Origin of the sequence: Streptomyces sp. NPDC085944 (assembly GCF_040686295.1) — a bacterium.
In the GTDB taxonomy this organism is placed as follows: Bacteria; Actinomycetota; Actinomycetes; order Streptomycetales; family Streptomycetaceae; genus Streptomyces; species Streptomyces salinarius.
In genome coordinates, this window is record NZ_JBFBJX010000005.1 from 198,473 (window position 1) to 224,191 (window position 25,719).

At 70.8% G+C, this 25,719-nt stretch carries 32 protein-coding genes; 2 read left to right on the forward strand and 30 right to left on the reverse strand.

The window, feature by feature from the left end; genetic code table 11:
* Nucleotide 1 precedes the first annotated feature (1 nt).
* The 23 genes from AB0P07_RS11725 to AB0P07_RS11835 form a co-directional block, all read right to left on the reverse strand.
* Nucleotides 2–940, reverse strand: coding sequence for a hypothetical protein (locus AB0P07_RS11725; protein WP_365548623.1), 939 nt, complete (start codon nucleotides 938–940; stop codon nucleotides 2–4).
* 5 nt (nucleotides 941–945) lie between these two features.
* Entirely contained in the window at nucleotides 946–2,103 is a 1,158-nt protein-coding gene (locus tag AB0P07_RS11730; protein ID WP_365548626.1) for a siphovirus ReqiPepy6 Gp37-like family protein, read from the reverse strand.
* Nucleotides 2,104–2,113: 10 nt separating this feature from the next.
* On the reverse strand, nucleotides 2,114–3,121 hold the full coding sequence (locus AB0P07_RS11735) for a phage tail protein (RefSeq protein WP_365548629.1): 1,008 nt from the start codon (nucleotides 3,119–3,121) through the stop codon (nucleotides 2,114–2,116).
* A complete protein-coding gene (locus tag AB0P07_RS11740) occupies nucleotides 3,122–7,840 on the reverse strand; it encodes a hypothetical protein (protein WP_365548632.1) in 4,719 nt (1,572 codons plus the stop codon).
* A gap of 13 nt (nucleotides 7,841–7,853) precedes the next feature.
* On the reverse strand, nucleotides 7,854–8,243 hold the full coding sequence (locus AB0P07_RS11745; protein ID WP_365548634.1) for a hypothetical protein: 390 nt from the start codon (nucleotides 8,241–8,243) through the stop codon (nucleotides 7,854–7,856).
* Nucleotides 8,244–8,272: 29 nt separating this feature from the next.
* The gene (locus AB0P07_RS11750) at nucleotides 8,273–8,614 is read right to left on the reverse strand and encodes a hypothetical protein (RefSeq protein ID WP_365548637.1); all 342 of its coding nucleotides are present in this window, start codon (nucleotides 8,612–8,614) and stop codon (nucleotides 8,273–8,275) included.
* An 89-nt stretch (nucleotides 8,615–8,703) separates the two neighbouring features.
* Complete coding sequence (locus AB0P07_RS11755; RefSeq protein WP_361670283.1) at nucleotides 8,704–9,270, reverse strand: hypothetical protein; 567 nt, start codon at nucleotides 9,268–9,270, stop codon at nucleotides 8,704–8,706.
* A gap of 69 nt (nucleotides 9,271–9,339) precedes the next feature.
* Nucleotides 9,340–9,771 carry a hypothetical protein gene (locus tag AB0P07_RS11760; protein WP_365548639.1) on the reverse strand — a complete coding sequence of 144 codons (432 nt, stop codon included), beginning with the start codon at nucleotides 9,769–9,771 and terminating at the stop codon, nucleotides 9,340–9,342.
* A complete protein-coding gene (locus AB0P07_RS11765) occupies nucleotides 9,768–10,004 on the reverse strand; it encodes a hypothetical protein (protein WP_361670277.1) in 237 nt (78 codons plus the stop codon). The genes AB0P07_RS11760 and AB0P07_RS11765 overlap by 4 nt, the downstream gene beginning before the upstream one ends.
* Complete coding sequence (locus AB0P07_RS11770) at nucleotides 10,004–10,417, reverse strand: hypothetical protein (RefSeq protein WP_361670274.1); 414 nt, start codon at nucleotides 10,415–10,417, stop codon at nucleotides 10,004–10,006. Before AB0P07_RS11770 ends, AB0P07_RS11765 begins: the two co-directional genes overlap by 1 nt.
* Nucleotides 10,417–10,758, reverse strand: a complete 342-nt coding sequence (locus tag AB0P07_RS11775) for a hypothetical protein (RefSeq protein ID WP_365548644.1) — start codon at nucleotides 10,756–10,758, stop codon at nucleotides 10,417–10,419. Before AB0P07_RS11775 ends, AB0P07_RS11770 begins: the two co-directional genes overlap by 1 nt.
* Nucleotides 10,755–11,384: a hypothetical protein gene (locus tag AB0P07_RS11780; RefSeq protein WP_361670268.1), complete on the reverse strand. Its 630-nt coding sequence runs from the start codon at nucleotides 11,382–11,384 to the stop codon at nucleotides 10,755–10,757. The genes AB0P07_RS11775 and AB0P07_RS11780 overlap by 4 nt, the downstream gene beginning before the upstream one ends.
* Before the next feature lie 15 nt (nucleotides 11,385–11,399).
* Nucleotides 11,400–11,846 carry a hypothetical protein gene (locus AB0P07_RS11785; RefSeq protein ID WP_361670265.1) on the reverse strand — a complete coding sequence of 149 codons (447 nt, stop codon included), beginning with the start codon at nucleotides 11,844–11,846 and terminating at the stop codon, nucleotides 11,400–11,402.
* A 63-nt stretch (nucleotides 11,847–11,909) separates the two neighbouring features.
* Nucleotides 11,910–13,220, reverse strand: a complete 1,311-nt coding sequence (locus AB0P07_RS11790) for a hypothetical protein (RefSeq protein ID WP_361670262.1) — start codon at nucleotides 13,218–13,220, stop codon at nucleotides 11,910–11,912.
* Nucleotides 13,221–13,222: 2 nt separating this feature from the next.
* Entirely contained in the window at nucleotides 13,223–13,411 is a 189-nt protein-coding gene (locus tag AB0P07_RS11795; protein WP_361670259.1) for a ribosomal-processing cysteine protease Prp, read from the reverse strand.
* Nucleotides 13,408–14,121: a hypothetical protein gene (locus AB0P07_RS11800; protein WP_365548648.1), complete on the reverse strand. Its 714-nt coding sequence runs from the start codon at nucleotides 14,119–14,121 to the stop codon at nucleotides 13,408–13,410. The genes AB0P07_RS11795 and AB0P07_RS11800 overlap by 4 nt, the downstream gene beginning before the upstream one ends.
* Nucleotides 14,122–14,193: 72 nt before the next feature.
* Nucleotides 14,194–15,210 carry a hypothetical protein gene (locus AB0P07_RS11805; RefSeq protein ID WP_365548651.1) on the reverse strand — a complete coding sequence of 339 codons (1,017 nt, stop codon included), beginning with the start codon at nucleotides 15,208–15,210 and terminating at the stop codon, nucleotides 14,194–14,196.
* Entirely contained in the window at nucleotides 15,194–16,636 is a 1,443-nt protein-coding gene (locus tag AB0P07_RS11810; RefSeq protein WP_365548654.1) for a phage portal protein, read from the reverse strand. Before AB0P07_RS11810 ends, AB0P07_RS11805 begins: the two co-directional genes overlap by 17 nt.
* A gap of 15 nt (nucleotides 16,637–16,651) precedes the next feature.
* Nucleotides 16,652–18,313: a terminase gene (locus AB0P07_RS11815; RefSeq protein WP_361670247.1), complete on the reverse strand. Its 1,662-nt coding sequence runs from the start codon at nucleotides 18,311–18,313 to the stop codon at nucleotides 16,652–16,654.
* A 2-nt stretch (nucleotides 18,314–18,315) separates the two neighbouring features.
* Entirely contained in the window at nucleotides 18,316–18,927 is a 612-nt protein-coding gene (locus AB0P07_RS11820) for a hypothetical protein (RefSeq protein ID WP_365548657.1), read from the reverse strand.
* Between the two features lie 836 nt (nucleotides 18,928–19,763).
* A complete protein-coding gene (locus tag AB0P07_RS11825) occupies nucleotides 19,764–19,940 on the reverse strand; it encodes a hypothetical protein (RefSeq protein ID WP_365548660.1) in 177 nt (58 codons plus the stop codon).
* Nucleotides 19,941–20,046: 106 nt separating this feature from the next.
* Entirely contained in the window at nucleotides 20,047–20,376 is a 330-nt protein-coding gene (locus AB0P07_RS11830; RefSeq protein WP_365548663.1) for a hypothetical protein, read from the reverse strand.
* A 14-nt stretch (nucleotides 20,377–20,390) separates the two neighbouring features.
* Nucleotides 20,391–20,645: a MerR family DNA-binding transcriptional regulator gene (locus tag AB0P07_RS11835; RefSeq protein WP_365548665.1), complete on the reverse strand. Its 255-nt coding sequence runs from the start codon at nucleotides 20,643–20,645 to the stop codon at nucleotides 20,391–20,393.
* Between the two features lie 189 nt (nucleotides 20,646–20,834).
* On the opposite strand from AB0P07_RS11835, the gene AB0P07_RS11840 reads away from it, so the two are divergent.
* Together AB0P07_RS11840 and AB0P07_RS11845 are read left to right on the forward strand one after the other, a co-directional pair.
* The gene (locus AB0P07_RS11840; protein WP_365548668.1) at nucleotides 20,835–21,068 is read left to right on the forward strand and encodes a hypothetical protein; all 234 of its coding nucleotides are present in this window, start codon (nucleotides 20,835–20,837) and stop codon (nucleotides 21,066–21,068) included.
* Nucleotides 21,069–21,078: 10 nt separating this feature from the next.
* Nucleotides 21,079–21,666, forward strand: coding sequence for a hypothetical protein (locus AB0P07_RS11845; protein WP_365548671.1), 588 nt, complete (start codon nucleotides 21,079–21,081; stop codon nucleotides 21,664–21,666).
* Nucleotides 21,667–21,701: 35 nt separating this feature from the next.
* Here the strand turns inward: AB0P07_RS11845 and AB0P07_RS11850 are convergent, their stop codons facing one another.
* The 7 genes from AB0P07_RS11850 to AB0P07_RS11880 form a co-directional block, all read right to left on the reverse strand.
* Nucleotides 21,702–22,133 carry a hypothetical protein gene (locus tag AB0P07_RS11850; protein ID WP_365548674.1) on the reverse strand — a complete coding sequence of 144 codons (432 nt, stop codon included), beginning with the start codon at nucleotides 22,131–22,133 and terminating at the stop codon, nucleotides 21,702–21,704.
* A 54-nt stretch (nucleotides 22,134–22,187) separates the two neighbouring features.
* The gene (locus tag AB0P07_RS11855; protein WP_365548677.1) at nucleotides 22,188–22,481 is read right to left on the reverse strand and encodes a hypothetical protein; all 294 of its coding nucleotides are present in this window, start codon (nucleotides 22,479–22,481) and stop codon (nucleotides 22,188–22,190) included.
* 74 nt (nucleotides 22,482–22,555) lie between these two features.
* The gene (locus AB0P07_RS11860; protein ID WP_361670220.1) at nucleotides 22,556–22,726 is read right to left on the reverse strand and encodes a hypothetical protein; all 171 of its coding nucleotides are present in this window, start codon (nucleotides 22,724–22,726) and stop codon (nucleotides 22,556–22,558) included.
* A gap of 132 nt (nucleotides 22,727–22,858) precedes the next feature.
* On the reverse strand, nucleotides 22,859–23,443 hold the full coding sequence (locus AB0P07_RS11865; protein ID WP_365548680.1) for a hypothetical protein: 585 nt from the start codon (nucleotides 23,441–23,443) through the stop codon (nucleotides 22,859–22,861).
* Nucleotides 23,440–23,955 (reverse strand): hypothetical protein, encoded by a 516-nt coding sequence (locus AB0P07_RS11870; RefSeq protein ID WP_365548683.1) that lies wholly within the window; start codon nucleotides 23,953–23,955, stop codon nucleotides 23,440–23,442. Before AB0P07_RS11870 ends, AB0P07_RS11865 begins: the two co-directional genes overlap by 4 nt.
* Nucleotides 23,952–24,596, reverse strand: coding sequence for a hypothetical protein (locus AB0P07_RS11875; RefSeq protein ID WP_365548685.1), 645 nt, complete (start codon nucleotides 24,594–24,596; stop codon nucleotides 23,952–23,954). The genes AB0P07_RS11870 and AB0P07_RS11875 overlap by 4 nt, the downstream gene beginning before the upstream one ends.
* The gene (locus AB0P07_RS11880; RefSeq protein WP_361670208.1) at nucleotides 24,593–25,549 is read right to left on the reverse strand and encodes a DUF2637 domain-containing protein; all 957 of its coding nucleotides are present in this window, start codon (nucleotides 25,547–25,549) and stop codon (nucleotides 24,593–24,595) included. Before AB0P07_RS11880 ends, AB0P07_RS11875 begins: the two co-directional genes overlap by 4 nt.
* Nucleotides 25,550–25,719: the final 170 nt, after the last annotated feature.

The window sequence follows — 25,719 nt, forward strand, 5'->3', positions numbered from 1 at the left end:
GTCACACCGTCCAGGAGGTCGTGGTGGAGACGATGAACTCGCCGACTTCCATCGTCGGGTGTTCGGTCAGCGCGATCTGCCCGGCCTTGGCGTCGCCTCGGTTGTAGATCGTGAGGCGGCCCGCGTCCGCACCGGAGATGTAGACGGTGGGGTACTGCCACCGGCTGTGCGGCTGGCAGCTCGCCGGGATGACCACCGGCAGCCGGCTCTCCTCCCCCGAGGGGAGCGTGGACTTGACCCGCTTGAACGCACCGAACCTGGCGACGGCGATGCCGTTGCGTACCTCGATCACGGACTCGCCCGACACCGACCAGGTCGGGGTGGCCAGAACCTGCAGGACGATCTCACCGCTGTCGTAGTAGATGACCCGCCAGGCGGCGCCGTCCCACATGATGACCCGGCCTGTGTCCGTCTCCACGCCGAACTCCCCGACCACAGGGTTGGGGTTGCGGGTGGAGGCGGTGCACGGCCGGATCCGCGTGCCGATGAACAGCTCCTCTCGCGTCACGCTGACGGCCGCAGCCCCGGCCAGCACGGTGACCCGCGCGACCGGCACCTCGTACACGCCGGTCTCGCCGAGCGTCTGCGACAGAGCCGGAGCGCCCGCGCCCGGGGTGCCCGCCTTGACGGCGGCGCGGACGGTCCAGGTGGCGCGGTCCAGGCGCAGCACGACCCGGTCGATGCGGGTGGCGCCGGAGGCGTTCGCCCCGATCGCGAGGTTGACCGTGGTGGACCCGGAGTACCAGGCCCTCCCTCTCACGTTGCCGTAGACGCCGGCGCGGACGTTGACGGACAGGCCTGCCCCAGCGGTGACGACGGCCGGGTCGGAGGGCCGGCCGTCGATACCGTCGTCGGAGAACCGGGCGGCCATCTGCTCGTACTCGGAATCCGTGACGGCCCGGGTGTTGTAGTCAGGGCTGGGCCAAGAGTTCTGGGCCACAGGCTCTACCTCGTTTCCAGTCGGCCCAGCCGGCGGCCGAGCGTGCGTATCAGCCGCACCACTTGCGGGTCGGTGGTGGCGTCCTGCGAGCCGATGACCGAGGCCACCTCTTCGCCCTCGTTCGCGCTGGCGTGGAGGGTGATGGCCCGGACGACGTCCGTCACCTGCAGGTTGTGGGGCAGGGCGACGGCGACGCGGTCGCCGAGGTCGTAGTCGACACCGGCGCGAAGGTCGGGGGTATCGACGGTGACGGTGGCCAGGGAGACCGGGGCCGCACCGTCCGCGATCTCGCTGGTGCCGGACGCTGTGAGCTCGCCCTTGCTGTCGTCGTCGGCGCCGCCGTCGACGTACTTCTCCACCCGCCACCAGGCGGCGGCCGCCGCGGTGTCGGCGACCTGGACGTAGGTGCGGATGCTGCTGCCCTCGGTCTCGCGTCCGGCAACCAGGGCGTGAGTGACCTCCGGGGCGGACCCGGAGTAGGAGATGCTGCGGAGGTTTCCGAGGCCGGTGGAGAACCGCGCGGTGGCGGTGAGGTCGGCCGGGGCGTAGCAGCCGAACACGATCTGCTGGCCGATCTGCTGGGTCCGGAACCCGATGCCGCCGCCTGCGCTGGCGGCGAGGCGGCACGGGTCCAGGACCGGTTCGAATCGGCTGCGGACCGACGTCGTCGTGCCGACCCCGGCGGCCGCGGCGAGGACCAGGTGCGGGATACGGCGGTCGGCGAGGGCGCCCGGCCCGGCGTTCTCGTTGACCAACGTCCTGATGATCGTCTCCGAGTTGATCGTGTCGAAGGACCGCCAGGTGTCGCCGAGCTGCAGGTCCCAGGTCTTCGCAGGCTCGGGCCAGACGATGTGTCCGGCGATCGTGGCCAGGTCGTCGGAGAAGGCCACGGTGACCTTACCGACGCCGAGTTCGCTGTCGACGGACCACACGTAGTCGGCCGGCTGCTCCATCGGTCCGGCCGTCCAGATGGCCCCGTCCCGGATCACGACCATGCGGTTGCCGGGCTGCAGCTGCGCCATGACCTCGGGGTAGGCGGGCAAGTCGACGGTGCCGGCGGCTGGCTCGCAGAACTTCTTCGTGACGTCCAGGTTCGACCAGTCGGCGAGCGGGTCGCCCTGGACCACGAGGTCCCTGTCGGTGATGAGCAGGGTGATGGCCAATGCCCACCCCCTATGCGGTCTCGTAGCGGGGGTTGTACGTCAGGTCGACGGCGCTGTCCGGGCCGCTGCCGGTGAGCACGAACGACACGTCGTTGTCGCCCGGGGCCAGGCCCCACAGCGAGGCTGTCGGCCAGTCGAGCGCGCCGATCCACTGGGCTCCCTCGAGGGAGCCGTCCTGGAACCTGACCTGCGGCGGCTGGGTCCGGATGACGACCTGCTCACCGGCCAACAGATTCCCGTGGCCGACCGCCGTGGCGTTCGGGTCCAGGGTGAAGGCCTCGGTGACGGTCTGCCCGGTGCGCAGCTGGCGGGTGACGGTGAAGGTGATCTCGCTGGCGGGGCCGGTGACCACCCAGGTCGGCCACACCGTCGTGTCGGACGGGTTGGTGATGGTGGTCTCGCCGAGGACCTGCGACGAGGACACCGTGGGATAGGGGTTCTGGAAGTCGGCGGGCTCGCCGGTCTCACGGTGGACGGTGACGGGGACGGGGTCGATCCAGTACGGGTCCTCGCACAGCAGCTGCAGCACCGCAGCATCGGCGTCCCGCCCCCAGCCCTGCTTGTCCTGCCCCTCGAACCCGTCGACGTAGACGACCTCGATCTGCCGGCGGGTGCCGTCCGGCCGGGCAATCTCCAGGACGCCCGGCCCCTCGTCCTCCCGCAGCGTCCGCGTGAACGCCGTCACCAGCTGGCGCCACCGCTCCACCATCTCGAGGTGGTCACCGCCCTGCACGAACAGCGGCCACACGATGGTCCGGGCCTGCGGCTGGGCGTGCCGTAGCCGGACTCCGCCGCGCGGCTGCGCGTCGGTGGTCAGCTCGTACTTCACGGCGCCGAGCCCGGACACGCCCTCGGCGAGGGTGAACCAGCCGGCGTCCCAGTCGGTGAGCGGCCACACCTTCCCGGTGGGGTCGGTGTACTGGGCGGTCGCTTGACCGATCTCCGGGAGCGGGACCGGAGTCCCGCCCGGAGGCCCGGTGTCCGGCGGCGTGACGACAGGCGTGGTGATGATCGGCATCTAGCGTGGCCTCCCCACCCTGGCCTTGGCCTCCTGGACACGCTGCACGCGCTCGAGGTCGGCCACCTTGAAGTCCGCGGTGCGCGCGTTGATGGTGATCGGCGCGGCGCCGGTCCCCGCCGCGGCCACCGCCAGGCCGACGTTGGCCGCACCCTCGAACGCCCGGAACTGGCTGGGCGTGAACACAGCCTCGGGGGTGGCGAGGCCGTTGAAGCCGAGGCCTCCCGGGGGCAGCCAGCCACCGTCGTCGTAGCCGCCGGCCCGGTCGTACGCCCTGGGCAGCGACCCGTACGCGGCCAGCGCGTACCGCATCGAGGAGTACACGTTGGCCAGCGGGTCCACCGAGACGCCGTACAGCTTGCGGCCTCGGTTGCGGTACTTCCCGGCATACGACCGGAACGTCGGCCCGATCACCTGCATCAGACCCACCGACGGATGGCCGGCGATCCAGTTGCTGTCCCACTTGTTGACGATGGTCGGGTTGCCACCGGACTCCTGCTGCATGCGGCGCAGCGTCCGGTTGGCGTGGCCGGAGGACTGGCCGACCTCCCGCAGCGCCTGCAGGACGACCGGCCGCCACTGCTCCACCCCGGCAGACGGGCTGTAGTTGACGTTGGGGGTGGCCTTCTTGTCGCCCTCCTTCCCGCCGTCCAGGAGCCGCTTGACCGCGCCCTTGGCGAAGTCCCGCATCAGCCCGACAAAGCCGATGTTCCCGCCGGGGATCTTGTCGATGAGCGGGTTGACGACCTTCTTCACGCCGGCCTTGATGGCCGAGCCGAAGCCGTCCGTGAGCCAGTCGGCGCCCTTCTTCACCTTGTCCCAGGCGTTGCCAAGGGCGTCGCCGATCCCGGAGAAGATGCCGCCGTCCTTGAAGGCCTGGTGGCCACCGCCGCCCATGGTGGTGGCCATGGCCTGCCGGACACCGGACACGCCGCGGCTGCGGGCGAGGCCGTTCCAGTAGGAGACGAAACCTGCGCCGACGGCCCGGGTGAACTCGGGCCGGAAGATGGACTCGCCGCCGGACATCTCGAGGACGCCGCCGGTGGGGGACACGAACTTATGCGGGTCCCGGCCCGGGGTGTAGCCCGGCAGCACACCGCCGGTGGCGAACTTCATCTCCGCCAGGTGCTTGCCACCGAACGCATCGGTCACCAAGTTCCAAACCTTGCGGATGCCCTTGTTGTAGACAGTGTCCACGATGAACTGGACGGGCTTCTTCGCGATGTCCCGGATCTTGTCCCAGGCCTTCTTGATGCCGCCGCGGGCCGAGTCGAACGCGTCGACCACCTTGTTCTTCAACGTGTTCGACCAGCCGGGCACGGTCTTCGTGAAGAAGTCCCGGATGGGGTACAAGATGTACGACTTGATCTGGGACCAGGTGTTGGAGAACCCGGCCTTCATCTGGTTCCAGGCACCGGTGACCTTGCTCTTCAGCGTCCCCGCCCAACCGGGGATGGTCTTGGTGAAGAAGTCGCGCAGCGGATACAGCACGTACGTCTTGATCGCGGACCAGGCTGTGTTCAGGGCCTTCTTGATCCCGTTCCAGACCGGGATGATGACCTTGTCCTTCAGCCAGGAGAAGACCGGGCCCAGCTTCGTGGTCACCCAGGAGACGAGGCTGGCGATTCCGGAGACGAGGCCGGACACCCAGCCGATCACCGTGGACAGCGCACCGACCAGCACGCCGACCAGGAACCCGGCGAACTGCAGCAGCGGCGGCAGCAACCAGCTGAGGACCTTCACGGCGAGCTCGACGACCAGGCCGACGAGCTGCACCAGCGGCGGCACCAGCGGCAGCAGAGCGATCGTCAGATCGATGCCGGCCTGCACCAGCTGCAGGATCGCGGGCAGCAGGTCCATGAGCATCCCGGCGCCCATCTGCAGGACCATCCCGACCAGCTGACCGAACAGCGGGATGATCGGGACAACGGCCTCGACGAGGATGACCAGCGCATCCGTGAGCGGCGGCAGCGCCTCGGCGAGCAGCCCGACGAACATGCCGAGGAGCTCGCCGAGGATCGGCGCCAGGTCGGCGATGATCGGTGCGAGCTGCGCGGCCAGTGACCCGACGAGCTCGGCGATCGGCTGGACCAGGGCGAGGACCGCCTCCGTGATCCCGACGAACGCGTCCGCCAGCGTCGGCAGTACGGGGATCAGCGCGTTGAGGACCTCGGTGACGAGCTGCACGCCGACCGGGATCAGCGGCATCAGCCCCTCCACCAGCTGACCGGCAGCCTCGGCGATGCCGACGAACGCCGGCAACATCTGCAGCAGGGCCCCGCCGAGCGTCTGCAGGGCGTCCCGGATCACAGGCAGCAGCGGCTGCAGCGCAGCGAACACCGCCTCCACGAGCTGCATGCCGGTGTCGATGAGCGGCTGCAGGACCGGCATCAGCTGCGAGACCGCCGTGGTGAGGACACCGGCGAGGAGCTCGGCGACCTGCCCGATCAGCTGGACCAGCGGCGCCAGCATCGGCTGCAGCGCCTGGAAGATCTGAGTGATCGCCTGCCCGATCACCTGCAGGACCGGGGTCAGAGCCGTCACGATCTGGGTCAGCGGTCCGATCAGCACGTTGACCAGGTCAGTGATCACCGTGACGATCGGCGTGAGCGCCGGAGCCAGAGCGGTGATGACGCCGGCGATCAGGTCGGCGATGGGCTGCAGGAGCGGCGTCACCGCCTGGACCAGCTGCACGATTGCCGCACCGACCGTGACCAGGACCGGGCCGAGCGCTGCGATGATCGGCTGCAGGGCGGAGCCGAGAGTGGTGACGAGCTGGACCAGGACGGGGCCCGCCACGTTCGCGATCATGGCGACCGGCCCGGCGATCGCTTCGAGCAAGGGCACGGCGGCCTGCACGACCGCCCCGATGATCGGGACGATCGCGGAGACGATCTGGCTGACCGACGTGAACAGGGCGCGCATGGACGCCTGCATCTCGTCGGTCGCCAGGACCTTGCGGAGCTCCCCGAACACAGCGGACAGTGCGCCGAGGATCTCGCCGCCGGCGTCCGAGGCGGCCTTGAAGACCTGGTTCAGGGTGCCGAGGACGTTGCCGAGCAGCGACCCGAACTGGGAGATGATCCCGAACGCCGAGCTGATGGCCTCCTCAAGGCCGCCCGACGCGAACGACTTGGCGATGCCGTCCGTGAAGCTGGTGAGGGCGCCGGCCATCTGCTGCGACAGCGCGTTGAACGCCGGCTGCGCCGCAACGGACAGCTGGCCCAGCATGGTGATGATCTGACCGGGTGCCTTCTCGAAGGCCTTCAGGTTGGCCGTGGCGCCGTCCAGGATCTGATCGAGCAGCCCGGTCTTGGCCATCTCGGTGATGGCGCCAGCGGCGTTCTTCGCCATCTGGTTCCACACGCCGGCGGTCTCGGTCAACCCGCGCTTGAGCACCGGGATCGTGGCCTGGCCGAGGGTGGTGATGGTGGTGTCCAGGCCCTCGAACAAACGGTTCTGGACGGCGAGCTTCATGTCCCGCCAGGCAGGAGCCAGCCCCTGCACCGCCTGCACGAACGACCTCGCGTTCGGGGCGAGCTTCGCCATGGCCTGGTCGAACTGGCTGGCCTGACCGGCGGCCGCCTGCTGGGCGTCCGCTACCGCTGCCGCGGCGTCCGCCACCGCCCGCTGCGCATCCGCGATCTGCTGCGCCCCGTCACGCCGCGCCTCGTCCACCCCACGCTGCGCGTCACCGAGGGCCCGCTGTGCGTCCGCGATGTCCTGCGCCGCGTCGACCTCCGTACGGCGCTGCTCCTCCTTGGCCCGGGCCAGGGCCCGCGTCCGGTCCTCCACCTCCCGCTGCGCATCCGCGATCCGCTCCTGCGCCTTCTGGACCTTGTCGCTGCCCTCGACGCCCTTGGCGTTCGCCGCCGCGGCGTCCTCGCCGAGCTGCTTCGTCTCGAGGCGCTGGTTCTCGACGGCCTGGGCGGCCTTGTCGTAGGCGAGCTGCAGGCGGGCGATGTCCTCCGGCCGGTTGCCCGGCTTGGCCTGCGCGGCACGGAGTCCCTTCTCCGCGTCAGCCATCGCCTGGACGGCCTCGCGCTCCTCCAACCTGCTGTTGGCGAGCTTGTTGTTGAGGTCCTCGATCTCCCGGGCCGCGTCCCGACGTGCCTCAGTGAGGCTCTCCTGGACCTCGCGTGCGTCCTGCTGCGACTCCGCCAGCTCCCGGACCGCGTCCTGCACCTTGCGCTTCGCGTCCTCCTGCTGCCGCGCGGCGTCGGCGACCGTGCGGGTGAGGTTCCGCTCGGCGTCCTCCACCTGCCGGAGCGCGTCCTGGATCCGCTCGGCGGCCTGGACCCGGGCATCGGCCAGCGCCCGCTGGGCGTTGGCCAGGCCTCGCTGTGCCGCCTCCACCGCACGGGTGGAAGAGGCGGCAGAGGAGGCCTGCCCGGCGGTGTCGGCGAACGCGGCCTTCATCGCGTCGCCGACGCCGGACATGCCGAGTTTGAGGGCGCCGGCCGCGGCCCCGGCCGTGGTGAGGGCCGGGGCCAGCAGCGCGGCGCCGGCCGCCGCGGCGTTCAGGTTCGCGGCGACGGCGACACCGGCGAGGGCGCCGATGCCCTTGAGGCCGACGCCGAACGCCTTGGAGAAGGCTCCGGCGCCGGACTTGCCGGCGGACGAGGCGCGGGCGTTGACCGACCGGGACCAGTCGCCCTGGAACTCCGGCCGGATGCTGACGTAGCCGCGTCCGACGAGGACACCACCGGGACCCGCCACCACCCACCTCCGATCAGGGGGTTGTGGCGCGGCCTCCGAAGACCTGTGCCAGTTGGTCGGCGCCGCTGCCGTGCTTGCCGCCGAACCGGATCACACGGGAGTTGCGCCGGCGTTTCTCGACGCCGGGCCGGGGGATCGGCTCCGGCGGCCGCAGCCTGCGGGTCTTCTTCGGGTCGCCGTGCAATTTCACCGTGACGTAGGTGAGCTCACGGATCGCGTCGAGGATCCCGGCGTCCAGCTGCCGGTCCGGGTTCCAGTAGTCCTCCTCCGCCGTGCTCTTACGCACGGACCTCGAGGTCGCGGAGTCCCACGGCAGGTGGTCCAGGAAGACGCGGAGCTCCCGCCAGGACATCTCGCCGCGGTACAGCTCGAGCAGGGACCGGCCCGGCCAGTACCGGGCCACGTCCCATTCAACGGCCTCCCCGTGCTCCTTCAGGAACCGGCGGAGGCCTGCGATTCCCCCGCTTCGAGGCCGGACCGCTTCTGCCAGTCGAGGGCGATGACCTCAAGGTCACCGAGCTGGATACCCACCCCGTACAGCTCGCGGACCTTGTCCTTGCCGAGGATCTCCTGGAGGACGCCGATGGTGTCGTTGAGGTCGCCGACCTGCTCCTGCAGCTCCCAAGGGAGGGCCTTCATCGGCGGGAGGGTGAACTCGACGCCGAACAGCTCGTAGGTCGTCGGCTCCGGCAAAGCGTCGCGCTTCTGCTTCACCTGAGCGTCGAGAGAGATGACCTCGCGTCCTGCGTTCTTGGCCTTGCCGTTGCTGCTCACGTGCTGCTCCTGGTCTGGCGGGTCATGCGGGTTGTGCCCCCGGCAGGCGCGACCCGCATCGCACGCCTGCCGGGGAGTCAGGGACGGGATCAGGCGGCCAGGGCCCAGGCCGGGTCGTTGGACAGCCAGGTCGCGATCTCCGGCGCCGACGAGGCGTACGCGGAGACGGTCATCTCCAGGCCGACCGCCGCGGACCGGCCGAGGCTGATGGCGCCGCGGTCGGTGATCTCACCGCGCGGGATCACGAGGCGGTTGGTGATGTCGCCGTCGCGCCACTCCAGACCGATCGCCCACTCGGCGGGCCCGGGCGCTGCCGGGATGTCGAGCCGGTACACGGTGCCGGCGGTCACCTCGGAGATCGTGGAGTCCGGGAAGTACGCCGTCACCGTGCTGGCCTTCAACTCGATCGCGGTGAACCCGAGCGTCATGTTGACGCTGGTCAGGATGCGACGGACCGGGGACAGGGACTGCCAGGCGTTGATGTCCTCGACGTCCGTCGAGTACTCCATGGACACCCCGTCGTCGGACATGTAGCCGAGGTCGACCCACGAAGCGCCCCACGGCGTGGTCAGATCGGCCGGGGCGGTGGTGCCCTTGGGGGCGAGGTAGATGGAGCCGTCGAGTGCGGCCCTTACGTTGTCGGCGGTGTTCGCCACGGATGCCTCCAGGCATGCGAGAGACCCGTGCGGCCGACGACCGACGGGCGGGATGGATGGGGCTGCGGGTTAGGTGAGGGCTGGCCGGCCTCGCAGACGCATCTGCATCACCAGCACGTACCGGGGGATCACCGCGGTGTCGGTGTCCGGCTCGTACGGCAGCCAGATCAGGGACACATCGGCCACGCCGTAGATCTGCGCGCCGTCGACCGTGGTGCCCCGCACCGCACGAAGGTGTGCACGGACGAGCTGGGCGAGGTCGTGCGCCTGGCCCTTGTCGGCGGCAAGGATGTCGATGTCCAGCGTCACGTCCTCCAGGACGTCGCGCTGCACGATGGCGCCGCCGCCTCGGGTCACGGACACGACGCCGCCCTGCACGGCCTGCAGGAGGTCGTCGGGCCACTCGGTGCCGACCGTGGTCGCCTTGTCGAGGGCGGCCCGCAGCACGGTGACCGTGACGAGCTCGGCGTCCGGGAAGACGACGACCGGCGGCGAGGTCATCGCCGTCGGCGGCTGCTCTTCGCCGGCGCCTCAGCCTCGTCGGCCGCAGGCTCCGGCGCCGCCTCCTCGGCCGGGGCGGCCGGCTCGGTCGCGGCCTCCGGCTCCGGGCTGTCGGGGAGGACCTCGGCGACGCGGCCGTCGCGCTGCAGCAGTGCCAGCTCCTCGGCGCTGACGACGGCCTTGCTGCCCGGCGGCTTGCCGTCGTGCCAGTGGGCGAGTTGGATCGTGGGCATCAGGCAGTCCCCCTCAGGGAGTCGAGTGAGCGGCCGAGCGGCCGCGCTTTCGGGCTGTAGCCGCCCTGCGGCCGGCCCCGTACGGACCGGAAACGGCCGCGGCTGTCGCGCCGCCGGGTCATGTCGGCGCCCGTACCGAACTCCACCTGCAGCGACCACGCGGCGTTCGCCCCGTACTCGGCACGCCAGCCGTTCGGATTGAGGTGGACGCCGCTGTAGATCGAGTCCTTGTACTCCCCGTGCCTGCTGACACCCGGCTTCCACGTCGGCCCCGAGTACGAGGGTGCGAAGCCGCGAGCGAAGCCAGCGCCTTGCTGGGCCTTGTCCAGGAGAAGATCGCGCATCTCCGGGGACCGGGCCAGCTCGTCGAACATGCGGGGGTTCGGCACGTACCGGAAGCGGCCTGCCGGCATCAGTCGACCTCCTTCAGCTGGGCCTGGATGTGGCGGATCGACGTGGGGACGGGCCAGCGGCCGACCCGGCCGATGACCTCGAGCTCCATGCCGTCGTACTCAAGGCGGTCGGTGGCGCGGAAGTCGGGCATGGTGCCCGGCGCGGAGATCAGCAGCCAGGTGGTGACCGCGATCTGCTTGCCGCTGGTCTCTTCCTCGCTGTCCCCGTCCGGCTGGATGTTCAGCTGGTCGACGGCAGTCCGGGTAGCGGCCGGGCCGTAGTCGTACTTCTTGTTGCCGTACCGGTCGGTCGTGACGGCCGGCCGGACGAGGACGGCGGACTGCTCGTAGAGGACGCTCACGACAGCCTCACCGACAGCGTCGACCGCTTGAAGTCCCGCAGGATCGCGCGGTGGTCGGAGGTGAGGGATCCAGTGCCGAACGTTTCCACGGTGTACGTGACCGACACGGCGCCGGAGGTCTCCGAGCGCAGCCGGCGGGGGTTGGACATGGACGCGGCCGCCAGGTCCAGCGCGATCCCGACGATCTCGTCCGGGATCTCCTGATAGCCGTGCGAGTACGTGACCTTGACCCGGTCGGCCCAGATCCCCGCCGGGTGGCGGCGGGGGAAGCCCATGAGCCGGGACCGGGGCCAGGCCTCGCCGCGGTGGAGCTCGGACCCATACCTGAGGAAGTCCCGCTCCTCGATGGCCGGGATCTCCAGGCCGCTGGCGTCGACGAGCTCGATCACGGTGAGCGGGTTGTCCGCGTCGACCACGACGGGCCGCTGCGGCAGCTTCAGTACCCGCTCCCCGCCCATCGTGGTGATGGTCTCCCCGGCGACGAAGCTGATCGTCTGCCGGGTGTGCCGGCGGATCGCCGCCGAAGCGAGCCGGAGCGCCAGCTGGGCCGGGCCCGGTGCCAGCGGCACGGTCTGCTGCAGGTAGTCCTGCAGCTCGTCGACGGAGGCGAGTAGGGGGAGAGCCATGGTGCGCTCCCTCCGCTACGCGTCCGCGATCTTCTGGAGCTGCTTGACCAGCGTCGACCGCGGGCTGTCCTTGGCCTCCTCGGCCTCGAGGACCTCGCGGGCGCGGTCCGGGTCTTCGCCGACCCAGGCGAGGAGGTCCTTGACCGGAGCGTCGAGGGGCGGCGCCGGCGGGGTGGACGGGTCCGGGTGGGCTGGGCCTCCGTCCGGGTCGCCGCCGGTGGCCGGCGGCTGGTGCGGCGGATCGGGCTCCTGCTGCCCTCCGTCGTCCTGCTCCTGGCCGTCGTCCTCGTCGCCGTGCAGCTGCTCGGCGAGTTCGTGGGCGGCATCGTCGTCGGGGTCGACCGCTGCACCGGAGCGCAGCAGGCGGACGGCGGTGTCGCCCTTGATCTTCTGCCCGGCGGTGAAGTCCTCGGGCTGCATGTTGATGTAGGCCCGGAAGGCCTCCCGTACGACCACGCGCATCGTCCGGCTCCTCTCTGGGGGTTGGACGCCGGGCCCACCCGGTAAGGGGTGGGCCCTCGCGTGTCAGGCGTGCTCGAGGACGACGGCCCGCTTGAAGAGGGCGGCGTCGCCGGTGGTCGCGTCGGAGGGGACACCGAAGTCGCCGACCCAGCTCCAGGTGTGGGCGAGGACCTGCTGCAGGCGGTCCTGCGGCGGGCGGACGATGTAGGCGACCTGGACGCCGTTGGCCGGGCCGATCATCTGGATCGACGGGACGTCGGAGACGTCGGACTCGGCGAGGAGGTTGCCCATCCCGTCGAACGGTGCGGACAGCAGGGCCTCGCCGCCGAAGACGATCGGCCGGTGCACGGTCACGTCACCGGAGGATCCGCCGGCGACGGTGGGCAGCTCGTTGTTGCGGACCCAGTCGATGCCGCCGAACCGGCCGATGGACAGGCCTTCGTAGATCGGCGAGTCGACGCGTCCCTGCAGGGCCTGCTTGAAGTCGGCGTCGTCGAAGAGCTGGGTCTCGGTGTCCGGGTCGATGTGCGCGGTGTAGTAGCCGTTCATCGTCGGCACGTTCATCTTCCGCAGCCGTGCGACCGCGGCCCGGAACATCTTGAAGGTCGCGACGTTGGACGTGCCGATGTCGAAGGCGGTGTCGAGGGTGTTCGACGGCCGCACCGAGAACGGCGCGTTCGCGGCGACGATGGCCTCGCCCTCGACGTCTGCGCGGGCGGTGCCCAGGGTCAGCGTCTTGGTGCCGACGTTGACGCCGGTCACCGTGTTCGGGGTGCCGTCGATGGACACCGTCAGCGGGTTCGCCCCGGAGACCGGCGTGGGCTTGCCGTTGACGAGGACGTACTCGAAGCCCTTCACCGAGTCCACGATCACGCTGGTGTCCGAGGTGCCGGCCGTGGTCACCCAGGTCCGGCCGCCGGAGTACGCGTTGTACAGCTTGTCCCGGGCCAGCCGGTTGAGGGACTGCCCGGCGGAGATCGCCAGCTTCTGCGCGTCCTCGATGAACTTGGACGCCAGCGACATGCGGGACTGCAGCATGTTGGTGTCCATCGTGATGCCGTACTGGTCCATCGTGACCGAGTACTGCTCGACGCTGTACGTCTGCGGGGACGGGTCCGACCCGCCGAGCGGCGTGGTGGTCGGGGTGAGCAGACCGGTCCGCGTGAACGTGCCGGTGTCACCGATGTTCTGCGACCAGGGCCGCGGGCTGGCGATCGCCGGGAACAGGAACTCCGGCAGCAGGGCCTCCTCGAAGGCCCGGTACAGGAGACCGTTCTGCATGATCTCCCGGATCGCCGGGGGGAGGGTGGAACGGATGTCGTGCCGGGCCAGGTTGAACCAGGCCCCGCGCGTGGGGAGCGTCGCAAGCGACATGGCTACTCCTCTTGGATGTCGATGGACACGAGGTCCGGATGCATGTGCGCGACCTGCTCGAGGCCGAGCAGCGCGGTTTGGACGATGGCGCTGACCGCCGCGCAGACCCGCCCGCCCTCGAGGTGACCCTCGTGGCCCTCGACCTCCAGGCGTGTGACGCCGTCGGAGAGCCGAGCCTTGATACGGATCAACGGCGGGTGGTGATGCCGAGCTTGGCCATGGCCGCCTCGTAGTCCTCCTTCGAGGCGCTACGGAAGTCGGCCGGCGGGGCGGACGGACGAGCCCCCTGGCCCGGGTCGGGGCGCGGCCCCTTCGGCTTGGCCGGCTCGGCCGCCTGGCGGCGAAGGTGCGGCTTGCGTTCGAGCAGCGAGGCGAGGTCCGTACGGATCTGCTCGATGTCGATCTCCCCGGAGTCGTCGGCGTACGACGCCACGTCCAGGAAGGCGATCGCGTCGTCGGCGTCGGCGAAGTCGGAGGCGGCCGCCCGGACCTCTGCGGTGACAGCCCGCTTCGTGGCGGCCTCGGCCCGGGCTGCCGCCTTGGTCGCGGCGTCCTGGGCCCTCTCCAGCTCGGACTTGTCGCGGTCCTCGAACTCGGCGACCTTCGCCGCCAGGGCGTCGGCCCGCTTCTTCTCCGCGGCCGCCGCCTTCTTGGCTTCGGCCCGCTCGGCCTTCATCGCGTCCAGGGCCCGCTTGCCGGCGTCGCCGAGCTGGTCGGAGCCCTCCGGGTCTGCAGGGTCCGGGTCCGCCGGCGGATCGGCGGGCGGCTGGGCCGGGTCGGCCGGGGGGTCCGCGGGCGGGTCGGCCGGCGGCGTCGGCTCGGGGTCGTCGTGACGGGTCAGCCGGAACCAGTCGCCTGCGCGGTGCGCGGCGGGCAGCCAGCTCCTACGGGTGTTCTGCATGGTGGGGTTCTCCCGTTGCGGGATCGGAGACGCCGGCGTTGCGCCGGGCCTGGCGGGTTGGCGGGTAGGCGGCTACACGATGTAGCCGTAGCGGCGTAGCAGCCGCAGCTCCTCGTCGCGGTTCCCATCCGCGAGTCGGAAGATCTCTTCGGGCATCAGCCGGGGTGACCGGTCCGAGCGGTAGTAGCGCATCGACGTGGCCTGGCCGAACCGCTGCCCGGCAAACCGCCGCGTCGGGTCACCGGCCCTCGCACGGGACCGGCCGTACACGCTGCGCCGGGTGGCGCCCTCGTGGGTGACCTGCAGGGTCCGCCGGTAGATGTGCACGGTGTCCATCCCACGGCGGGCGTTGACGACCTGACCGAGGTCGGCGCCGGCCCGGATCGCCTTGGCCCCGTCCACCGTGAACACCCGCGCCTGCTGCTTCCGGTCGAGCCGGGCGAACAGCTGCTCCGGCGTCGGGACGCCGGGCCAGTCCTTCTCCGCCAGCGGCAGGGTCTGGCAGTCGCACCGCGGATGCCGCAGAAACCCCTCGGAGTGGGGATAGATCTGCCCGGCCAGCACGATGCACCTCGAGCACGCCGGCAGCTGCACCACCCTCACGTACGCCACGCACGACCTGGTCGTGGCCATCGCCACCTGGTCCGCGCTGCGTGCCGCGTCGGCGATCGCCGTGGCCGTGTACATCGTCATATCGACGAGGCCGCCGATCATCGCCTCATCCGGAGGCATCCCCGCAGCGACCCGGCGCCGCACCCCGATGGCCGGCAGGTACAGCAGGGTTTCCAGCGGCCCGCCGTCCGGGCCGATCCCGGCGAAGGCCCGGGCGATCAGCGCGGCTTCGGGCACCGGGCTGGCGTCCTGGGCTTCCATCTGCGCGGCGATGTAGGCGGAGGCGGCCTCGGCGACGCTGAGCTGCCCGGCCACGGCGGCCGCGGCGATGAGCGCCCCGGCCTCCCCGGACATCGCCTCCTCGACCGTGTCGGCCGTCAGGGTCCGCCAGATCGCCTGGATCTGCTCGATGATCGCCCGGATCGTCGCGGTGACCAGGTTGTACCGGCCCCGCGCGAGCTCAGGCGGCGTTTCCACGCTGCGCCTCCGGCGGCTCCTCGTCGTCCAGGCCCTCCGGGTCGTCCGGTGGATCGCCCGGCTTCCTGCCGAACAGCGGTGTGACGTCACCGTCCGCGATCCGCTGCATCAGCTGCTGCGCTGCCTCCTCGTCCTGCTCCTCCATGCGGGCGATCTCCGCCTGGGAGAACTGCAGGCGTTCACGCGTCGTACGCAGCGGCACGATCTTCGCCGTGTACAGCTTCACCGCGGCGTCGGCCGCCTGCGCCACGGTCGGCGTGGACGCGTCCCGCCAGATCGTCTCGAGGGAACGGGCTTCGTCGGTCCACTCGCCGTCACGCACGCGCATGACGAGGCGCATGACGCGCTCCCATGTTCCGCCCCACGCCCGCTGCTTGCGCTCGGCGCGCTTCACGAGCCGGGCCTCGGAGCTGCGGATCGCGTCTGCGCTGGCGGGGTTGGCGGTGCTCTGGCCGAGGAAGTGCGGCGGCATGCCCGTCAGGGAGGCGACCAGCTGGGCGAGCTGGCCGAGGGTGGAGTGGAAGTTCTTCAGGTCCGCCTCGGGGAACTGCTTGACGTCCGCACCGTCCTGGCTGCTCTTGGACGTCGCCCACATCCGGCCGATGATCCGCGAGAACGCGGACAGCTTGTTGCCCTGCTCGTCGACGAAGTCTTCCTCACCGAAACCGAACGCGACCCTTCTCGGGGTGGCGTGGTACTCCGCGGACACCATCATGTCGGTGGCGATCTTGCACGCGGCATCCGACAGAGGGATCACGTCCGCCAGCTCGCTGATGCCGTTGCGGTACTTCAGCCGCGGCCGGTTCGCGAGGACCTCCACCGGCACCTCGCCCATGTCGTGCTCGTCACGAGGGAAATCCGGGTCCTCCACCCAGATGCCGTCCTGCTGCAGCCACCAGATCGTCACGTCCGGCAGGTACAGCGTGGCGTGCTCGACCTCGTCCTTACCCTCCCCCTCACACCACCGCTTCACCGCGGCCGCGATCTTCCGGGTCCGCGGGTCGTGCTCGGCGAACATGTCGAGAGCCGACTCCACCGACACCAGCGGCGTCGTCTCGTCGGCCTCGTTCGACCCGACCACCACGTACGCCCGCTTCATCGTGAGCGCGTCCAGGTGGCCCTGCTGGGACTGCTCGTCGAGGTCGTTGGCCTGCCAGATCCGCCACAGCTCCTGGTCGGCCTCGGCGTGCCCCGGGAACCGGAAGCCCTCGACGTCCAGGCGCTCCTCGATGGCATCGACCACCAGGCGCGGCCAGTTGATGACGACCTGCCGCACCGTCTCCTCGAGCTCACGCTGCAGCTCCGGCGCCATGTACGACAGGGGCTGGGTGCCCTCGTAGTAGGAGTCCAGCCGCTTGAGGTCGGCCTTCTCCTTGTCGTGGCACGCGATCAGATGCTCCAGCCACTCCAGCTCGGTGCGCTCCACAGCTCACCTCACCCTCTATCGCCGCATGACGATCATCCGGCCGCTCTTCTTCGGCTTGTTCATGCCGGCCGCGATGGCGTCGCGGTACGCCTCCCACGACAGGCAGCCGGCCATCGCGCCGTCCATGGACAGCGGCGACTGGTGCCGTTCCTTCTCGATCACCCACAGCGGCCGGCCCTGCTCGTCGAGCATCTTCAGCGGCTTCTTACGGGCGTTGGCGACGTGCTGGGCGTACACCTCGTGCCCGGAGTGGGTCAGCGCCCCGGACTTCATCGCCCCGTCGTAAGCGCGCAGCGAGTACGCCATGGCCTTGAGGCGGTTGGTCCACCACTTCGTGATCCGCTTCTCGCCCCACCGGCCCTGCCACGTGGTGACCAGGCCCTCCCAGTACGGAGGGTCGACGTAGGACCGCACCACGTCCCAGGTGTCGAAGGCCTCCACCATCACGGCGTCGACCTCGTCGGCCGGGCACTCCCACTGCTGATCCGGGTCGTCGCCCTCGTTGGCCCCGGGCGGGGCCTCCCAGATCCCGAGCGGCCACTGGAACCCCGTCGCCAGGTGCGTGGCGACGAGCGCCGTGGCGTCACGGAACTGGGCGCCGTCGAACCCGATCGTGATCCGCTCGCCCTTCTCCGGCAGCGGCTGATCCGGCCGGGCCAGATCCACCCACCGCTCCACCGAGAACGCCTGGCGGCCGGCCTGCACCCGCCGGTTCAGCCAGACCCGCTCCCAGTAGGCGCGGTCCGTGTCCGGCGCGTTGTACAGCGCGACGATCGCGTCGACCTGGCCCTCGAAGTCCGGCCACGCCGCGATCGACGGCCCCGAAGCCTCACGCACCGCAGCCCGGATCGTGTCATCGTCCGACAGATCCTCGTCCGGCCGCGGCGCCGCCTCCCGGTGGAAGAAGAACAGCGTGCGGTCCTTGGACTTTCCCGTCGCGACCAGCTCGGCGAACTCGTGCGTGCCCTGCGCCACGCTGCCCTCGCCGGGCGTGTACGTCGTGGTCGTCTCCAGCGACCACGGGTCGAACAGCATGATCTTCGGGATGTTCGCCAGCATCGTCTGGTGCGCGTCCCGGTGCCGGGGCAGCGTGAACCGGTGCGTCTCGTCGAAATGCTGGAAGGTCGTCCTCGCACCGTCACGAGCATCCGGCGACGACGCCAGCGGCACCGCACGGCCCAGCCCGTCCCACCGCATGATCCGGTCCAGGCCCGGATCGAACAGATCAGCGTCCGGTCCCTCCGACACCATCACCAGCAGCGCCGCGTACGCGAGCTCCTCGGTCTGCTCCTCGGTGTACGCCACCATCGGGATGTACGGGTCGGACACCGGCACCCCGACCGGCTCACCGTCGGCGTCGAATCCATCGCAACGGACCGGCCCGTCGGGATGCAGCTCGGCGAACGCCACCGCGGCGGCGAGCTCCGTCTTGGCGGTGCCCTTGCGGATCGACAGCCCGACCCGCTTGAACCGCCGCTTGCCAGCACGAGGGTGCCCCTGCGGATACACCTCGTACCAGCGGTAGATCAGGGCCCGCTTCTCCGGGTCCAGCACGTACGGCCGGCCGCGGAGTGCCCCCGGGCCGTGGATGGCCCGCTCCTCGATGAGGTCGCAGACCTGAGGGCCCAGGGTCGGCCACTGCTCCTTGTCCGCCCCGGGCACCATCAGCACGGCCACGGCTACTCCACCACGTGCAGAGCGGCACGCGGATCATCCGGCCTCGGCCGCCGGGTCGTCGGACGCCGCCGAGTCTTCGGCGCCGCCTTCACATCGTCCGGCTCGGCGATCTTCCACCGCAGACGCAGCATCGCGAGCGGCGTCAGCCCCAGCCGGTCACCCAGCTGGCGTGCTTCCTTGGCCGCGTCCAGGTCGCCGGCCTCCGCACGGGACTTCCACCGCACGTACTGCGCCACCTCACGCGACCACTTCAGCTGCTCCCACATCACGGCCTGCGGAGTCCGCCACAGCTCGCGCCACAGCTCGCCCTCCAGCTGCTGCTGCGCCTCGAGTTGCTTGGTCAGGATGAGCGCGGCTTCGCGTGCGGTGTCCGCCTTCTTCTCGGCGGCCGCCTTGGCCCGGCCCTTGAGGTCCGGTTCGAGGAGAGCCAGCTCGAGCTCGTCGGCTTTGCGTAGCGCCTGGTCGCGGCGGGCGGTGAGGACGACGTCGTCGAGGAGGGGCCACTTCGGTGTGCGGCCCTTCCGGCCTTCGGCGGGCAGCGGTGTCATGGCGACGGTGGCGTTGCGCCGGCGTCGCTGTTCGGCCGGCTTCGGGGCCGGTCCCATTCCACCCATGTGGTGTCCTTCCGGAGCCGTTGCGGCGGGAAGAGGCCGCGGCGTTGCGCCGCGGCCGGCGGTGGTCAGTGGTGCTCGGTGGGGCTCGACGCGTCGAGCGGGGGTCCCCAGACCCGTACAGCCAGAAGTTGCCCTCCCCCGCGGTCTCCTACGGGCGCCCGCTCGCGGGTGCGCCCCCACGTGCGCGCGCGCATCCGCGAGGCGAAATGATCTTGAACTTTGACGTTGCGTCTTGATCTTGATCATCGGAGGCCGCGGACGGCCGGCGAGGTCGACTCGGAGCGCTGTCGGCGAGCGAGTTGATCAGCTCGTGACGCTGCGAGGCTCGGCTGAGCCTGAGCTGGCCTGTGGTCGGGCTGCCCTGTGCCCTGTGCCCTGCCCAGCAGGGGCCAGGCAGGGGGAGGGGAGGGGGTGAGGGGGGTCAGGCGTGGTCGGCGGCCCAGCCGCCGGGCTGATGCCGCGCTGTCTCACTGCTGTGGCACGGACCGCACAGCCCTCGGCCATGGCGTGGGTCGTCGGGGTCCTCGCCGGCAGCGGCCAACTCCCGCCTGCTGCGGGGATGGTGGTCGGCGTGGAGGGACGGCTCGCCGCATGGGTCGCCGTGGCCGTGGCCGGTCTCGGTACACACACAGGACGGGTCGCGTGCCAGGACGGCGGCACGGAAGCGCCGGCGGTGGCGGGTGCCGTACCCACGCTGGGCTGCCGTACCGCGGCGCTGCTCTGCCTCGGCGCGGCAGCCTGGGCATCGGCCGCCCTGGGTGTACTCGGGGCAGCCTGGTGTGGTGCAGATGGACAGGGCGCGCCTGGGCACTGGTCGCCTCCTGTCCTGGGTGTGGCTAGTGGGTGGGTGGTACGGGGCCGGTGTAGCCGTCGGGGAGGTGGGTGACGGTGACACGGCGTCGGCGCGCGGCGAGGTAGACGGGGGTCCAGAAGCCGATGGTGATCAGGATCATCGTCCAGTGGAAGGCGATGGCCACCCATCCCATCTTGCGCCTGGTCTTGATCTTCGCCATCTCGGTCCCCTCTCCAGCGTGTTGACGCGGAGAGCTTAGAGAGTGTGGTGATGACGAGAGGGCGGTGTGACGTTCCTGTGACGAAGGTTGTGCCCGATCGAGTGGGTCAGATGGCGAGGGCGGTGAGTTTCAGCTCGGCGTTGTCGACGTCGACCTCGAGCTGGGCGCCGTAGGCGTCGGTGGGGAAGGGGCCGATGTAGCGGGAGGCCTCGGTGGGGATGCTGACGGTGCGGGGGGTGACGGCCTGGCCGTCGATGAGGCCGCGTACGTGGAGGGTGATGGTGCGGGCGACGGTGGTGCCGGCGTTCCGTACGAGGAGGATCACGCGGCCGTTGTTCGAGACGGTGTGGTTGTTGACGGCGTCGCCGTTGGTCTCGGCGGGCGGGGCGACGCCGGCGCGGGTGACGGCGGTCAGGGGTACGGCGGTGCGGGCCACGGCGGCCTCCTTGGTCAGGCCGCGACGCGGCGTGTCGCGGCGGTGTTCTGGCGGGTGGTGCGGTGGGCGGTGGCGATCTGTTGCTGGCTGTAGATGCGCCGGCCTCGCTCGTCCCGTCGGGGGTTGGTGAGGTGGCCGCGGCGTTCCCAGGAGTAGATCGTCTGGGGGCTGCCGCCGATGAACTGGGCGGCCTCGGCGATGGTGAACCAGATCCCGCCGTCGGCGTCTTCGCGGCCTTGGGCCGTGGTGCGGTCGGTGGGGTGGGGCATGTGATCACCCCCTGGAACGGCGAAACCCCCGCTCAGTGGCGGGGGTCGTGTGGCGTATGGGCACAAGTGTGCTGCTGGCACCGGATTATGCAGTGCTGATCGACTACGTGTCCAGCGACGTGGCCTCGTGGTGTCACGGAGTTGTCACTTAGCCACCCGGCAGTGGGCGTAGCGGTGAGAATCGCGCGCATGTCGGACACTGCTCAGAGCAAGGGCTGGAGACCCAGCCGCACTCAGAAGATCGTCGCCGTCCTCCTGCTACTCATCGTGTGGACCGCGGTCGCGAACTCGTGGACGGAGAAGGGCTGCAACCTGCGGCAGGGGTACCTGTTCGTAGTTACGCACGGAGGCAGCCCGGACCGGGACCAGGGGTGTGAGGACGAGCCGGGTGGCCCGGTCTATACCGACCGGTACTACGGCTGAGGAGGGGCGGATGGACAGCGGGGATCTCGCGACGTGGGTGGGTTCGTCGTTCGCGGCCGTCGCGGCCGGCGCGACGCTCTGGACTTTGAAGAGCCAGCGGGACCAGATCGGTGAGCAGCGGCAGTTCATCGCCGAGCAGTCGGAGAACCTGGCCTTGGAGCGCGCGGAATTGCGTGCCGCGGCGCTTGCCCGTCGGGAGGCGCAGGCGAAGCAGGTCTACATGTACCACCGGACGGGGAACAGCGAGTGGGGAGACGACGACGCGACGTCCGACTGCTGGCTGGTGTCTGTCCGGAATGACAGTGATGCACCGGTGCACGCGCTCGATGTGCGATTCGGTGAGACATATCTGGCTGCCGAGGTGTACGACATTCCGCCCACGGCTGTGCGCGGTCCCAACCACGGCACACGCCGGGCGAGGCCGGTGGAACTCCTCGGGCCGAGGCGAGCTGTTCGGTTCGATTCGCAGGAGTGGCCTCGTGCGGTCGCCCACAACCACCGGCCGACTCTGTTCTTCACGGACGACGGCGGCGTTCGTTGGTCTCTCGACTGGCAGGGGAAGTTGGAGGAGGTTCCGCCGGGCCAGCAGGCCGAGTGAAGGACCGTCCGCAGAACCCAGTGACGGTATCCCGTTCAGCCTGAGGTGTCGGTGAGGCTCCGGGCCAGGCGGTAGCGGTCCGCGTGGCTCTTCTTCTTGAGTCCTCCGGAGGCGCCGGTCCCCCGGCACTTCAGGCCCGGCGCTACACCGCAGAAGGGGCACTCGACCTTCCTGGTGACCTGCTCCTCCGCCTCGAGGTCCTGCTCATCTTGGCGACGGCGATTCTCGGCAGCCTCTTCGTGTTCCTTCTGGCGCTTCGCGATGTCGTTGTAGACGTCCATCGCTCGCGCTACGGCCGCGGTTGCTTCAGTGCCGGTGGTGAGTTCTCGAATCACGGTGAGGAAGCCGGCTGCAGAGGCGTCCTGATGCTCGATGGGCAGGTACGGGTTGGAGGCGTCTTCGAGTTCGGTCTGCATGCGTGAGAGGTCTGCGTGGAACCGCAAGACGTTGAAGGACTCGTCGGTCATCAGGTGATTCTCCTACGGCTCTCGCTGCGCAGTTCTGGGGCGGCGGGGGCGGGACTACGGACGGCTGTTGTGCAGGCGCAGACCTGCAGCCAGCACGTCGGGGGTGGCGTGGAACACGTGGCCGCAGGGGTTGAAGGTCAGCGTGGTCGTTGCGTCTTCGACCTCGGGGGCGCTGATCACGATCTCACTCGGGGTAGTGGGGCACCGGAAGCACTGGGGCAGGCGATGAGTCAGGTCTTTCCATGAGCTGCTGCCGCCACTGGCGAGGATGTCGTCCTGTTGTTCTTCGAGCTCGTCGTGGAACTGGGCGATCTGCTCGGCGGTGAGGGCGGTGGTGGGCTTGGTCATGGGGCCAGTCTGCTACGGCTGAGCCCCGCCGCGACGGGGGTTTGCACGGCGAGGCCCAGCTCAGTGTGGCAGTGCTACTTGCGCTTGGTCTTCCGCTTGCTCTGCTGGCGCATGGCCCGGTCGGACGCCGCGGTGTAGGCGGCGCGCTGCTCGGGCGTCCAGCTGGCGACCTGACGCGGGAGGCGGTCGACGACCTGGTCCAGGGACTTGGGCTCGGTCTGGTTCCTGCGGCTGAAGATGCCCATGATGGTGCTCCTGTCTCTTCGTTGGGATGGGACCGGGGCGGCCGGCTAGCTGGCAGGCGGGCGGCCGTCCCGGGGTAGATGGGCCCGTAGACCGGCGGTAGATCGCGGTAGACGGGGCGGTAGACGTGCAGGTCAGGCGGCGGTAGACGGGGCGGTAGACGCTTCCTCGGTCGGGGCCTGGGAAGGGGCGTCGAGGTCGCGGCGGCGGACGCCCCAGGTGGGCACCCGGCCCACCTTCACGCCGCGGTGTACGGCCACTCCCAGGTGCTCCAGACGGAGGCGGAGATCGGTGACCGTGCGGCCCTCCCACTGGCCGTGCTCCTGGAGGTGGGCGAGGACGGTGCGCAGGTGCACACCGGAGCCCGTGCCCATGAGGTCCAGGAGGAGGGTGCGCAGGGCGTCCACGTCGGCCCCGGTGGGGCCCTCCTCGTCGGGGGTGTCGGCGGGGGCCTGCTTCCCGGTGCGCCAGGCGGCGATGATCCATGTGCCGGTGAGGAGCCAGAGCAGGTTGGGGAAGGCGCGGATGAGGCGCCACAGGAGGTAGCCGCCGAGGGCGAGGAGGGCGAGGCGTGCCCAGCAGCCGAGGGCGGCCTTCATGCCGGTGAGGTCGTCGCGGCGGCCGCGGCGTACCCAGGCGGCGGTGCGTGTGGCGAGGCGGCGGGTGAGGGTGGTGGAGCCGGTGGCGAGGCGGTCGGCGGCCGTGTGGAGGCGGGTCACAGGATGTCCTTCGCTCCCTCGGCCAGGGCGACGATGGCGTCGCCGATGCCGTTGAGGGCGCCGGGGAGCCAGTCGAAGGCTCCGGCGCCGCCGGCGGTGAGGGTGGCGACGGTGCCGACGAACGCGCCGCCGAGGATCCTCCTGCGGTCCTTCTTACCGGCGTTCTTCCAGGCGAGACCGACGGCGTAGACGACGAGGGCGACGACCAGGGCGCCGACGCCGATGAGGCCGGCCATCTGTCCGCCGCTGATCGTGTCGGTCTGGGTGGTGCCGGTTGCCGAGCGGCCGACGGCTTCGCCCGCGCTGTTGGCGACGGCGCCGGTGCGCTGTCGGGCCCAGCCGAGGATGCCGCCCGGGCAGGTGGCGGCGGCGAGCGCGGCGGCGAGGCCCTTGCCGAACGGGGCGAGGAGCTTCATCTCCCGGTTGCCGGTCCACCAGGGGCGGAGGTTGGCGTAGAGGACGAGGAGGGCGGCGAGGAGGCCGCCGAGGCTGGCGGTGGTGGTGCCGGTCATCGGGTGACTCCGGTCAGCATGAGGATGGGGTCCCACCAGTCGAGGACGCCGGCGGCGCCCAGGACGGCGGTGACGAACAGGAAGCGGGGCACGGCGCGGCGGGTGCGGCGGTCGAGGACCCAGGTCGCGGTGAGGGTGCCGCCGGCGACGACGTAGGCGGCGAGGACGCCGGCGTCGGTGCGGAGCTGGTGGACGGTTCCGGACCAGAGGCCGACGGGGCTGTGTCCGGCGAGCCAGGGGGTGAGGGCGGCGAGGATCGCGACGACCATCCGCCAGGTGAACAGGCGCTCCCAGAGGCGTTCCCACAGGCGGGGCTCGGGCTCCGGCTCCGGGGTGGCGAGGAGAACCTCGTGGACGTGGTGGACGACCTGCGGCGGTACGGGCTGGGGGGCGGCCGGGACGGGCGCGGCGGGCGGGGCGACCGGCGGGGGCGGTGGGGGTGGGGGTGTGCGCCAGGGCGGGAGCTCGTCGGGCTCGGGCGGCCGGGCGGGCAGCGGGGCGCCGGCCGGGATGACCCGGGTCGGGGTGACAGGGCGCGGGGTGGGCTCGTGCATGGCGGGGTCCTGGTGGCCGAAGGGGCGGACGGACAGGGCGCGGAGGTACACGCGGACACGGTTCTCGTCCGCGCCCTGGACGGTCATGAGGCGGTGCGCTCGATGCGGCGGCGTGTCCGGGCGACGGTGTCCGCGGGGACGTCCTGTCCGTGGATCTGGCGGACGTAGGACAGGACGGCGTCCTTGTCCGTGAGGCCGGACGCGAGGGCTGTCCGCACGGTGTCGGCGATGGTCTGTCCGGGCGGGGCGATCGGGCGGACGGGCCGGACGGGCGGACGCGTTGACCTGCTGTCCTTCGTGTCCGGACGGGTGTCCGTGTCCTCGTCGAGGATGGTGCGGACCGTGTCCGTGTCCGTGTCGATTCCGGCGGCGGACAGGTGGCGGACGATCTCTTCGGCGTCCGCCTCGGGGAAGGTGTCGGCTGCCGCTCGGACAGCGGAGCGGACAGTGCCACTGCGGCGGTTGTCCGGCCGGGTGTCCGTGTCCGGGGCGGTGAGCTGGTGTCCGGTCTGGACGGGGTCGAGGAGGTCGAGGCGGACACCGACGGCGCGGCGCAGCGTCTGCCAGGACCGGCCCGGGTACATGACCCAGCCGAGGAGCGGGATGTGCGGGAGGCGCTCGGCGACGAGGCCGCGGGCGGCGCGCTGTTCGTCGCGGATGTCGCGGCGGTGGAGTTCGAAGAGGAGCTCGACGCCGACGGAGAGGGAGGCGAACCCGGCGGCGGCGGGGAGGCCGCCGATGTCGTGGCCGTGGTTCCAGTTGAGGATGCCGGCGACGCCGACGAAGGCGATGAGGGCGAGGCGGGCGAGGCCGGCCGGGGTACCGCGCTCGACGGCGCGGCGGGCGTACGTGGCGCAGATGAGGCCGGCGGCGTCGAACATGACGGACAGGGGCCAGGCGAGGCTGGGCCGCATGCCCCACCGCATGAGCTGGCCGGAGAGGGACCAGGCGGCGGCGACGAGGAGCATGCCGAGGACGAGGGCCCAGGCGAGGCGGATGGGCTGGGAGAGTCTGCGGCCGGTGGCGGGCAGGGTCTTCACGGTGGCATCTCCGGTACGGGGTCAGCGGCGACGGCGACGGCGGGGGCGGGTGATCAGGGCGTTCAGCGCCGAGGCCGCCAGCGCGGCGAGCGCCAGGACGACGAGGAACGCGACGGCGTACTCCACTGCGTGCTCCTTCGCGGGCGGCGGCTGCAGCGCCACGCGCCCAG

Excerpts from the sequence above, each read along its gene's own strand:
- AB0P07_RS11800 (WP_365548648.1), bottom strand. The coding sequence starts at position 14,121 with ATGCAGAACACCCGTAGGAGCTGGCTGCCCGCCGCGCACCGCGCAGGC.
- AB0P07_RS11765 (WP_361670277.1), bottom strand. The coding sequence starts at position 10,004 with ATGCCCACGATCCAACTCGCCCACTGGCACGACGGCAAGCCGCCGGGC.
- AB0P07_RS11780 (WP_361670268.1), bottom strand. The coding sequence starts at position 11,384 with ATGGCTCTCCCCCTACTCGCCTCCGTCGACGAGCTGCAGGACTACCTG.
- AB0P07_RS11870 (WP_365548683.1), bottom strand. The coding sequence starts at position 23,955 with ATGACCGGCACCACCACCGCCAGCCTCGGCGGCCTCCTCGCCGCCCTC.
- AB0P07_RS11875 (WP_365548685.1), bottom strand. The coding sequence starts at position 24,596 with ATGACCGTCCAGGGCGCGGACGAGAACCGTGTCCGCGTGTACCTCCGC.
- AB0P07_RS11770 (WP_361670274.1), bottom strand. The coding sequence starts at position 10,417 with ATGCCGGCAGGCCGCTTCCGGTACGTGCCGAACCCCCGCATGTTCGAC.
- AB0P07_RS11855 (WP_365548677.1), bottom strand. The coding sequence starts at position 22,481 with ATGACCAAGCCCACCACCGCCCTCACCGCCGAGCAGATCGCCCAGTTC.
- AB0P07_RS11820 (WP_365548657.1), bottom strand. The coding sequence starts at position 18,927 with ATGGGTGGAATGGGACCGGCCCCGAAGCCGGCCGAACAGCGACGCCGG.
- AB0P07_RS11735 (WP_365548629.1), bottom strand. The coding sequence starts at position 3,121 with ATGCCGATCATCACCACGCCTGTCGTCACGCCGCCGGACACCGGGCCT.
- AB0P07_RS11840 (WP_365548668.1), top strand. The coding sequence starts at position 20,835 with ATGTCGGACACTGCTCAGAGCAAGGGCTGGAGACCCAGCCGCACTCAG.
- AB0P07_RS11790 (WP_361670262.1), bottom strand. The coding sequence starts at position 13,220 with ATGTCGCTTGCGACGCTCCCCACGCGCGGGGCCTGGTTCAACCTGGCC.
- AB0P07_RS11850 (WP_365548674.1), bottom strand. The coding sequence starts at position 22,133 with ATGACCGACGAGTCCTTCAACGTCTTGCGGTTCCACGCAGACCTCTCA.
- AB0P07_RS11785 (WP_361670265.1), bottom strand. The coding sequence starts at position 11,846 with ATGCGCGTGGTCGTACGGGAGGCCTTCCGGGCCTACATCAACATGCAG.
- AB0P07_RS11835 (WP_365548665.1), bottom strand. The coding sequence starts at position 20,645 with ATGCCCCACCCCACCGACCGCACCACGGCCCAAGGCCGCGAAGACGCC.
- AB0P07_RS11825 (WP_365548660.1), bottom strand. The coding sequence starts at position 19,940 with ATGGCGAAGATCAAGACCAGGCGCAAGATGGGATGGGTGGCCATCGCC.
- AB0P07_RS11860 (WP_361670220.1), bottom strand. The coding sequence starts at position 22,726 with ATGGGCATCTTCAGCCGCAGGAACCAGACCGAGCCCAAGTCCCTGGAC.
- AB0P07_RS11760 (WP_365548639.1), bottom strand. The coding sequence starts at position 9,771 with ATGACCTCGCCGCCGGTCGTCGTCTTCCCGGACGCCGAGCTCGTCACG.
- AB0P07_RS11845 (WP_365548671.1), top strand. The coding sequence starts at position 21,079 with ATGGACAGCGGGGATCTCGCGACGTGGGTGGGTTCGTCGTTCGCGGCC.